9 protein-coding genes are annotated in these 8,420 nt (G+C 68.5%); 4 read left to right on the plus strand and 5 right to left on the minus strand.

Going from position 1 to position 8,420, the window contains the following annotated elements:
* Window positions 1–544 precede the first annotated feature (544 nt).
* The 3 genes from ABD287_RS17860 to ABD287_RS17870 form a co-directional block, all read right to left on the minus strand.
* The gene (locus ABD287_RS17860; RefSeq protein WP_344174610.1) at window positions 545–1,252 is read right to left on the minus strand and encodes a methyltransferase domain-containing protein; all 708 of its coding nucleotides are present in this window, start codon (window positions 1,250–1,252) and stop codon (window positions 545–547) included.
* 253 nt (window positions 1,253–1,505) lie between these two features.
* Window positions 1,506–2,192 (minus strand): response regulator, encoded by a 687-nt coding sequence (locus ABD287_RS17865; RefSeq protein WP_344174612.1) that lies wholly within the window; start codon window positions 2,190–2,192, stop codon window positions 1,506–1,508.
* Window positions 2,189–3,388 carry a sensor histidine kinase gene (locus tag ABD287_RS17870; protein ID WP_344174614.1) on the minus strand — a complete coding sequence of 400 codons (1,200 nt, stop codon included), beginning with the start codon at window positions 3,386–3,388 and terminating at the stop codon, window positions 2,189–2,191. Before ABD287_RS17870 ends, ABD287_RS17865 begins: the two co-directional genes overlap by 4 nt.
* Window positions 3,389–3,610: 222 nt before the next feature.
* On the opposite strand from ABD287_RS17870, the gene ABD287_RS17875 reads away from it, so the two are divergent.
* The gene (locus ABD287_RS17875; RefSeq protein ID WP_344174616.1) at window positions 3,611–4,417 is read left to right on the plus strand and encodes a hypothetical protein; all 807 of its coding nucleotides are present in this window, start codon (window positions 3,611–3,613) and stop codon (window positions 4,415–4,417) included.
* A gap of 131 nt (window positions 4,418–4,548) precedes the next feature.
* Here the strand turns inward: ABD287_RS17875 and ABD287_RS17880 are convergent, their stop codons facing one another.
* On the minus strand, window positions 4,549–5,148 hold the full coding sequence (locus tag ABD287_RS17880) for a recombinase family protein (protein WP_344174618.1): 600 nt from the start codon (window positions 5,146–5,148) through the stop codon (window positions 4,549–4,551).
* 343 nt (window positions 5,149–5,491) lie between these two features.
* On the opposite strand from ABD287_RS17880, the gene ABD287_RS17885 reads away from it, so the two are divergent.
* Genes ABD287_RS17885 through ABD287_RS17895 form a run of 3 tightly spaced genes read left to right on the plus strand, consistent with a single transcriptional unit; the run spans window position 5,492 to window position 6,576 of the window.
* Window positions 5,492–5,767, plus strand: a complete 276-nt coding sequence (locus ABD287_RS17885; protein ID WP_425565666.1) for an ArsR/SmtB family transcription factor — start codon at window positions 5,492–5,494, stop codon at window positions 5,765–5,767.
* Window positions 5,767–6,201 (plus strand): SRPBCC family protein, encoded by a 435-nt coding sequence (locus ABD287_RS17890; protein ID WP_344174623.1) that lies wholly within the window; start codon window positions 5,767–5,769, stop codon window positions 6,199–6,201. Before ABD287_RS17885 ends, ABD287_RS17890 begins: the two co-directional genes overlap by 1 nt.
* Before the next feature lie 18 nt (window positions 6,202–6,219).
* Window positions 6,220–6,576 (plus strand): nuclear transport factor 2 family protein, encoded by a 357-nt coding sequence (locus tag ABD287_RS17895; protein WP_344174625.1) that lies wholly within the window; start codon window positions 6,220–6,222, stop codon window positions 6,574–6,576.
* A gap of 19 nt (window positions 6,577–6,595) precedes the next feature.
* Here the strand turns inward: ABD287_RS17895 and ABD287_RS17900 are convergent, their stop codons facing one another.
* Window positions 6,596–7,987 carry a Tn3 family transposase gene (locus tag ABD287_RS17900; protein ID WP_344174627.1) on the minus strand — a complete coding sequence of 464 codons (1,392 nt, stop codon included), beginning with the start codon at window positions 7,985–7,987 and terminating at the stop codon, window positions 6,596–6,598.
* Window positions 7,988–8,420: the final 433 nt, after the last annotated feature.

Below are 8,420 nucleotides of genomic sequence, written 5' to 3' on the forward strand. Positions count from 1 at the left end.
AAAGTTTGTCCACAACATACAGACGATCACGCGGTGGCCGCCCCACGTCCAGCCCCGAACCCGCAGGTCAGACCCTGAAGTACGGCTGTCGTACTAGGCCCGCCAGCGACTGTGCGATCTGGCGTGCCGTCTGGGCGGTCCGAGCTGCCGGCCCGTGGTGCGCCGCGGTGAACGGCACGCCCCGCAGCCGGGCCCGCCTGCTCGCCGTGCCGGACCAGATACACCAGCGTGCGCGCCATTGTGCCTCCCGCCGACATGACCCTCAACCTAGGAGCCGCGGTCCAGTTCGACCACTTCCAGGACCATCTCAGGAACGGTGGGGTGGCGGTGACGTGGACGCTGACCAGTTGTCCGTCAGCGTCAGCAAGGTCAGCCTCGGTCACGGCGGCGAGGATGGCCCGGCCCAGGCGGGATCGCATCCACCACAACGCCGTGCGGCAACTCCCCGCCAAAGCCTTCACCCTGCGACTGGCTGACCCTGAGCCGGGCCGCGCTCGTGCCCGCCGCGCTCGGCTGGGCCACAGACCGTGGCAAGGGCCGGGGCTCAGGCAGTGAGCTGGTAGAAGCGCCAGAACCCGAAGCCTACGATCGGCAGCACGGACACGTCGGCGAAGCCGGCCTCGTTCGCGTAGCGGCGCAGCGTGTCGGCGCGCATCACCGTGCCGGTGCCGGCGCTCGGCGGGTGCGACAGCCCGTCGGGCAGGCAGATGAGGATGCTGAACCCGTACATGAGCCGTTCGACATCGTCACCGGGTGCGGCGAACGCCTCGGCCACCGCTTCGTCCATGACCACCATGACCCCACCGGGTTTCAGGGACCGCATGGCCGCCGCCAACACTGCCACCGGCTGCGGCATGTCGTGCACGCACTCGAACGCGAACACCACGTCGTAGGCGCCTTCGGGTAGCTCGGCAGCATCGCCGCTGTAGATGCGCACCCGGTCGCCGAGTCCCGCGGCGTCCACGTTCTCGCCGGCCAGTCGCACCGACGCCGGGTCGATGTCGTGGCCGACGAGCTGGGCTTGCGGGTAGGCGCGGGCGAGGGCGATCGTCGACCACGCCCCGCCACAACCGACGTCGGCGATCTTGGTGCCGGATTGGCGTAGCCGCCGGTCAAGGTCAGGGACGGTTGCCAGGGCCGGGGCCAGGGCACGCTCGTACCATGGGCGGTTCATGTCCGCCTGGGACTCGCGGGCGTCCGCGCCGTACTGCGACCAGCTGACGCCGCCGCCGTCGCGGTATGAGCGTTCCAACGCCGGTAGTTGCGGCCCTCGACTAACGATCTTGTGAAAACTAGCGGTAAGGCTGTTCAGAGGGCCTGCGGCGGCATTCCGGGGCCGATGGGTGTTCAGGGATCGCACCTATCCGAGACCGGTGGTGTGGCAGGGAGGGAACGTCGGAAACGAACCCGCAGACGGTCGATTGGAGCGCGGGAGGCGCTCAATCACGTCCGAACGTCACCTTCCGTGCCGGGTCTGCCAGACGTGAGTAAGAGCCCCGCTGGTGTCAGCCGGGTGGTCCGCCGACGAGCCCCGAGTCGTAGGCGGCGATGACGAGCTGCGCCCGGTCGCGGGCCTGGAGCTTGGCCAGCAGGTGGCCGATGTGGGTCTTGACCGTGCCGACGCTGAGGTGGAGATCGGCGGCGATCTCCACATTCGACTGGCCCTGGCCGACGAGGGTGAGGACGTCCCGTTCGCGGCTGGTGACGCCGTCCAGGCCGCGCGGGGCGGCCAGCCGTGCGGGGCGGCGCACGAACTCGGAGATGAGTCGCCGGGTGGTGGACGGCGCGAGCAGCGAGTCGCCCGCGGCGACCACCCGGATTGCGGTGAGCAGTTCCGGGGCTGTGGTGTCTTTGAGTAGGTAGCCGCTGGCGCCGGCCCGTAACGCGGCGTACACGTACTCGTCTAGGTCGAAGGTGGTCAGGATGAGAACGTGGACGTTGGCGGACTCCGGGGCGCCGCAGATTTGCCGGGTGGCTTGGATACCGTCCATGCCTGGCATACGCACGTCCATGAGTACGACGTCGGGGGTGGTGCTGCGGGCGAGGTGCACGGCTTCTGCGCCCGTGCCGGCCTCGCCGACGGTGACGAGTCCGGGCGTGGTGTCGATGAGTAGCCGGAAGCTGTCACGGATGAGCACCTGGTCCTCGGCGAGCAGCACCCGGATGGGTGGGGCGGCGGCGTCGGGAGTCATGACGCGGCTCCGCCCGGCGCAAACGGCAGGTGGGCGGCCACACGGAAGCCCCCGTCAGCGCTGGGTCCGGCGTGGAAGGACCCGCCGTATAGCGTGACACGTTCGCGCATGCCGATCAGCCCGTAACCGCCGTCGGCCGGTTTCCCCGCTGGGCGAAGAGGGCCCGGGTCGGTCACCTCGATGGCCACCTCCCGGCCGGTGAGCGTCACCGTGACCCGGCACGTGGTGGCGGTCGTGTGGGTCGTGACGTTGGTGAGGGCCTCCTGCACGATCCGGTACACCGACGTGTCCACCCCGCTGGGGGGAAGGCCGTCGGCGGTGATGGTGAGGTCGACGTGCAGGCCGGTGGAGCGCATCCGGTCGGCCAGTTCCGGCAGGCCGGCCAGCCCGGTCGGCGGGCCATGGTGGTACGGGTCGGCGTCGGCGCGCAACCCGCCCAATATCCTGCGGATTTCGTTGAGCGTGGTGCGGCTGGTGTGTTCGATGGTGTTCAGGGCGGCACGCACCTCGTCCGGTCGGGCGTCGGCGATGTGGTTGGCCACCGTCGCCTTGACCGCGATCAAGCTCATGCTGTGCCCGATGAGGTCGTGGAGCTCGCGGGAGATACGCAGCCGCTCCTCGATCACCGCGGTGTGGGCGAGCTGACGGGCCAGCCCGGCGTGGGCATCGCGCCGGGCGCGTACCAGCAGACCGAGTGCCCACGCGACACCCATGGCCGCGGCGGTGGCACCCAGTTCGACCGGCCAGTACGGCGGCAGCTCGCTGCGGTCCAACGCGGGCGCCAGGGTGGGCAGGACGTCCCGGTAGAAAAACACGATCGCGGCCGATGCGGTGATCAGGCAGGCCATCAGTGCAGCCGACGACCGCACGCGGGAAGCGGTGCAGGCCACCAGATAGAGGACGAGCACGGTCGGCGCGAACGACAGCAGCAACATACCGGCGGTGACCGCGCCGAGCACGGTGGCCAGCGTCGCTGCCGTACCGGCGGCGGCGAGCGCCGGTAGCGGCCACCGTCGGCGGACCGACACCGGTGCCGCCAGCACCACCCCGACCAGCCACGCCGACCAAACCGGCCATCGCGACGCTGGCCCAGGCGGGTCGACGATCGAGTACCCCACCGTCAGCGCGAGCGCGCCGGCGATCACGACGTCGATGAGCCCGGGGCGTCCGCCGAGCCAGCGTACTGCTGATCTCATGGCCGCCAACATAACGGCGTACGGATCGCGTCGGCATCTGCCCCCGGTCGTGGACGTCGGATCCAACCTGAGTCGTAACTTCGCCCGCCGGATCGGCCCGCGGACCTGTCCGCAAGTCCAGACTGCGGCCAGACGCGCCGGGGCCGCCACGACGACACGATATCGGCACGGCCGCGATCGACAAACGCGACGCCGTCCACTCCGAGAAAGGCGGGCAGAACGATGTTCCCGGCACTTCGACAGCGCCACACTCGATGGCGTGCGGCGATCGCGAACCGGCGCGTCCTCAACGCCGAAGCCGTCGCGCAGCGCGGCGTCGCGTTCCCCGGACGCTGGGTCGTCGGCCCGGCCGCGGTCTGCGGTCCGCTGCTGATCCTCACCGGCATGCTGCTACGGATCCGGTACCACTACTTCTTCCCGGAGCAGCTCGCCGGCTACGAACAGCATCCCGTCCTCATCACCGCCGCGTACGCCTGTTACGCCAGCGGCACGGTTCTGCTCTGGCCGGCCGTGCTCGAACTGGCCCGCAGGATCGGTGCGACGCACCCACGATGGGCGCACTGGGGCGGTTGCCTGGTCATGTTCGGGCTGTTCACTCGTACATTCCACTTCGGCACCGACCACCTGGCCTTTCACCTTGTCGACAGTCAGGGGCTGACCACTGCGGTCGCTGCTGTGGACCATTACTACGTCGCCTGGCGCGACATCGGCTGGCACCCCTTTCGGATGTTGAGCGGTACCATCGTGACCGGCTGGGTGGTCCTCGCCATCGGCGCCTACCGCTCCGGCGTCCTCGGCCCCGGCCGCGCCGTACTCCTGGGCTTGATGTCGATGCTCGCCCTGGGCACTCTCAAGGGAACCCAGATACCGCAGTCGCTGATCGCTGCGGCTGGACTCTGCGCCACGTTCATCCCGCTCGGCGTCGCGGTGCTGCGCGACGGACCACGACCGAGCAACCGCGCCCTGTTCTGGCTTGCTGTGCTCCTCGGCCTGTTCGTCCTGGGCCAGTTCCACGCACCTCGGGGGTGACCCCACCCACTCGGCCGCGCACACGCCTATACCGATGTGCGCGGCTCAGGGGGGCCGACCGGAATAACGTTCGACGATCTTGTGAAAACTAGCGGTAAGGCTGGTCAGAGGGCATTTGGCTGATTTCGGGACTACGCCTCTTCGAGGCTGCTGGTTGCCGGGTCGCCGTGGATGACGCGGTGGATGGTGGAGCGGCCGACGCTGTATTCCTCGGCCAGGTCGGCCAGGGACAGGCCGCCTTCGGCGTAGCGGGAGCGGATGGAGCGTTGGGCGGACTCGGGGAGCTTGGGTTGCTTGCCGCGGAGTTTGCCCTTGCGTTTGGCGACGGCCATGCCTTCGCGAGTGCGTAGCCGGATCAGGTTGGCCTCGAACTCGGCGACCATGGCCAGGGTTTGCAGGAAGAGCCGACCAAACGGGTCGTTCCAGTCGTGAATCGCGGCGCCGAGCCCGAACTGGACGCCACGCTCGGCTAGGTCGGTGAGGATCTGGCAGGCCTCGGTCATGTTGCGGGCGAAGCGGTCGAACTTGGTGACGGTGAAGATGCTGCCGTTCCAGACGGCGGCGAGGGCCTGGTCGAGGCCGGCGCGGTTCTTGCGGCTGGTGCCGGAGAATCCGCGGTCGATGTAGATGCGGTCGGGGGCGACGCCGAGGGTGGTCAGCTGTTCGGTCTGGACGACCACGTCTTGTTCGTCGGTGGAGCAGCGGGCGTAGCCGACTCGGGTTCCGTTCACAGCCTGGATTGTTCCGGATAGGGCTCCTTCATCGGGACGACGCGCGGAACACCTCTACGGAACACGGCTGACCTTGGCGGGCGTCTCGCTCTGTGGTGTTCCGGTGGGCGATCCTCAAACGGAACACCGCCATACGCGGGATCCGATGTGCTCGACGACATGTAGGCACCCCCGGCAAAGCCTGCAGGCCGTTCGTGAGACCAGCCGACGGACAACGACCCGACCTCATCTGCAAACACTTACTTGTGAAAGCGACCATTTGCGTTAGGGTGGCGTCATGACTGTCCCGCCGCCGGCTCACGGCGTCGACCTCGACGCCGCCTTCGCTGCTCTCGGTGATCCAGTGCGCCGTGCCCTGGTGGCTCGGCTCGCCCGTGGTGACGCGACGGTCGGAGAACTCGCCGAGCCGTTCGCGATGACTCAGCAGGCGGTCTCTCATCACATCGGCGTTCTGCGACGTTGTGGCCTGGTCGAACAGCGGAGGGAGGGAACCCGGCGGCCCTGCCGGTTGAAGATCGAACACCTCACACCGTTGAACACCTGGATAGATGACCAGCGAAAGGCCTGGGATGACCGGCTCACCGCGCTCGAACAGCATCTGAACAGCGAGGAAGCATGATGATTCGAGCAGAGCTCGACGGCGACGAACTGATCGCCCGGCGTCGCCTCCCGGCCGCGCCCGAACGAGTCTGGGCTGCTTTCACGACCGCGATGAGCATCGCGGCGTTCTGGGGTGGCTCGCACGCCACGGTCGCACCGGAGTCCGTGACCGTCGATCTGCGACCCGGCGGCGAGTTCACGCTGGAGACCCGCGCATCGAACGGCGCCACCCGGCGGCTGCGGTTCGTGTACGTCAGCCTCACCGCGCCGACTGAGCTGGTGTTCGACGAGCCTGTCACCGGACTCCGCACCACCGTGACATTGCAGCCCGCTGCGGAGGGCACCGATCTGACGGTTCATCAACGCCGGCTTCCCCGTGAGCTCCAGACGGCCCAGGCGGCGGACGGGCTCGCCTCGATTCTTGACGCTCTTGCCGCGCATCTTCAGCAATGACAGAACGGGAGAACACCGATGACAGGACTTACTCAGCGCGATCTGGTCGAGGAATACTTCGCTGGATTCCGGGCCAGTGACCACCCGCGCATCCTCGCGACCCTCACCGACGACGTCGAATGGGTCATCCACGGCCATCGGACCACCCGCGGCAAAGCCGAGTTCGATGGCGAGATCGAGAATCCCGCCTTCACCGGCAGTCCCGAACTCCACGTCCAACGTGTCCATCAGGACGGCCCGGTCGTTGTCACGACCGGAGAGGGAGGGGGCGTCAGCGTCGAGCACGGGCCCTTCCGCTTCGCTTTCAACGACCTGTTCACCTTCCGCGACGGGCTCATCGCCCGGGTCGATTCCTACGTCGTCGCGTTGCCGTGAGGCCCACCTGCTGAAAGCGTCAATCCTCGGCAAGGGCATCCGGATCGCGCAGCGGCCGTCGGCCGCCGCGCAGATCCGGTGCCCTGAAGGTGTAGTGCCCGTGGACGTTGATGTGGGCGTACATGTAGGGCGAGAGCCGGGCCACGTCGGCGTCCAGGACCGGGAACCCGTCGGCACGCAACTGGTCGAGGATCGCGTCGAGATAGACGGTGTTCCATAGGGTGATGCAGTTGATCACGAGGCCGAGCGCGCCGAGCTGGTCTTCCATGCCCGCGTGGTACGGCTCCCGTAGCTCGCCGCGGCGGCCGTGGAAGACGTACTTGCCCAGGCCGTGCCTGCCTTCTTGCAGGTTACGCATCCGTTTGATCGCCCGCCGATAGGACTCGGTATCGACGTAAGCCAGCACGTGCAAAGTTTTGAAGATCCGGCCGAAGTGCGCGAAGGCCTGGCCGAGCTGGGTCGGGTTCCCGCCGTGCTGCAGCATCCGCATCGCGTCACACGCCGACACCGCGCCGCTGTGCACGGAGGCGACCAGGCGCAGGATGTCCGGCCAGTGCTGCCGTACGCGGGTCAGGTCGATGCGCCCGCGCGCCGCACTGTCGAGCATCCCGTAGTCCGCCGACGGGTTGATACGCCACAGCTTCTGATCCGGCAGGTCGGCCAGTTCCGGCCGATACTGCACCCCCAGCAGTTTCAGTAGGCCGAACACCATGTCGGAGTACGAACCGGTATCCGAGATCAGCACCTGCGGCTGCCGGCCGCCGTCACGGCGATACAGCAGGTCGACGGCGTTCAGCGAGTCCCGGGGCGTGCCGGACACCACCATGCCCGCCGTCCCGGCGCCCTGATCGTTGATGAGGTTGAGATAGGTCGCGCCCTTGCGTCGGCCGAAGTACTTCGGGTTCGGCCGGGCGTGCAGCGACCGGACCGGGACCACGAACCGGGTGCCGTCCACCGCCGCGACCAGGCCACCGCCCCAGCAGGACGCCGTCGCCAAGCCGGCCTGCCCGTCGATCAGCCACCGGTTGGCCGCCGCATGGTTCTCCGCGCGCACGTAGTTCTGGTAGACGTGACTGATCCGCGAGCGGGTCAACGCCGGCACGTCCGGCGAGGTCACCGAGGTCCAGCTCAGGTTGAGCGCCTGCGCGGTCAGCACCGCCGCCAGGGTGACCGGCAGATCGTCCATCCGCGCCCCGCCACTGCTGACGTGGGTGTAGGCGTCCACGAACCCCGGATACCAGCCCATCACCTCCGTGATCAGGTCACCGATGTCCAGCCGCGGCGTCATCTTCTGGCAGCGGTCCCGCAACGCCTTCAGCGTGTCCGGCTCGGCGACCGCCTTCAACGCCGCGGCGTGCAACCGGCCGTCCGCACCGACGGTGACCTCCCCGGCCGCCGCCCGCGTGGCCATGTGCCGCCACGCCCCGTCCAACTCGCTCGCGCACTCGGCCAGCAGATCGCCGGGGTCCTCCGGCAGGGCCAGGGACTCCAGCAGGACCTCCCGCTTGGCCTGCCACTGCTCGCCGTCGAGCAGCCGCGCACGCGGGTCGGCCCACCGCGACGACGCGGCGGCGAAGATGTCCGGCGCTTGAGCCGGGTATGGAACTGCGACAGCACACAGAGCGTGTACCCGGCCCGGTCCACCGTGCCCGGCGGCCGGCCCTCGGTGAACACCTGCTTACGCCACCCGGCCGGCACCACTTCCACATCAGCCAGCCGGGCGTCCAGGAACCCGGTCGGCACCCGCTTAGACCGTGTGTCAGTTGGGGTTGTTGCTGGTCAACAGGTCGAGGCGGACGGCGCGGCGGTAGCAGATGACAGCGCATGCAGCAGCAACGAATGCG

This window comes from Pilimelia columellifera subsp. columellifera (assembly GCF_039532605.1).
In the GTDB taxonomy this organism is placed as follows: domain Bacteria; phylum Actinomycetota; class Actinomycetes; order Mycobacteriales; family Micromonosporaceae; genus Pilimelia; species Pilimelia columellifera.

Coding starts and splice junctions, on each gene's coding strand:
- ABD287_RS17865 (WP_344174612.1), bottom strand. CDS start 2,192: ATGACTCCCGACGCCGCCGCCCCACCCATCCGGGTGCTGCTCGCCGAG.
- ABD287_RS17870 (WP_344174614.1), bottom strand. CDS start 3,388: ATGAGATCAGCAGTACGCTGGCTCGGCGGACGCCCCGGGCTCATCGAC.
- ABD287_RS17875 (WP_344174616.1), top strand. CDS start 3,611: ATGTTCCCGGCACTTCGACAGCGCCACACTCGATGGCGTGCGGCGATC.
- ABD287_RS17890 (WP_344174623.1), top strand. CDS start 5,767: ATGATTCGAGCAGAGCTCGACGGCGACGAACTGATCGCCCGGCGTCGC.
- ABD287_RS17895 (WP_344174625.1), top strand. CDS start 6,220: ATGACAGGACTTACTCAGCGCGATCTGGTCGAGGAATACTTCGCTGGA.
- ABD287_RS17900 (WP_344174627.1), bottom strand. CDS start 7,987: ATGGCCACGCGGGCGGCGGCCGGGGAGGTCACCGTCGGTGCGGACGGC.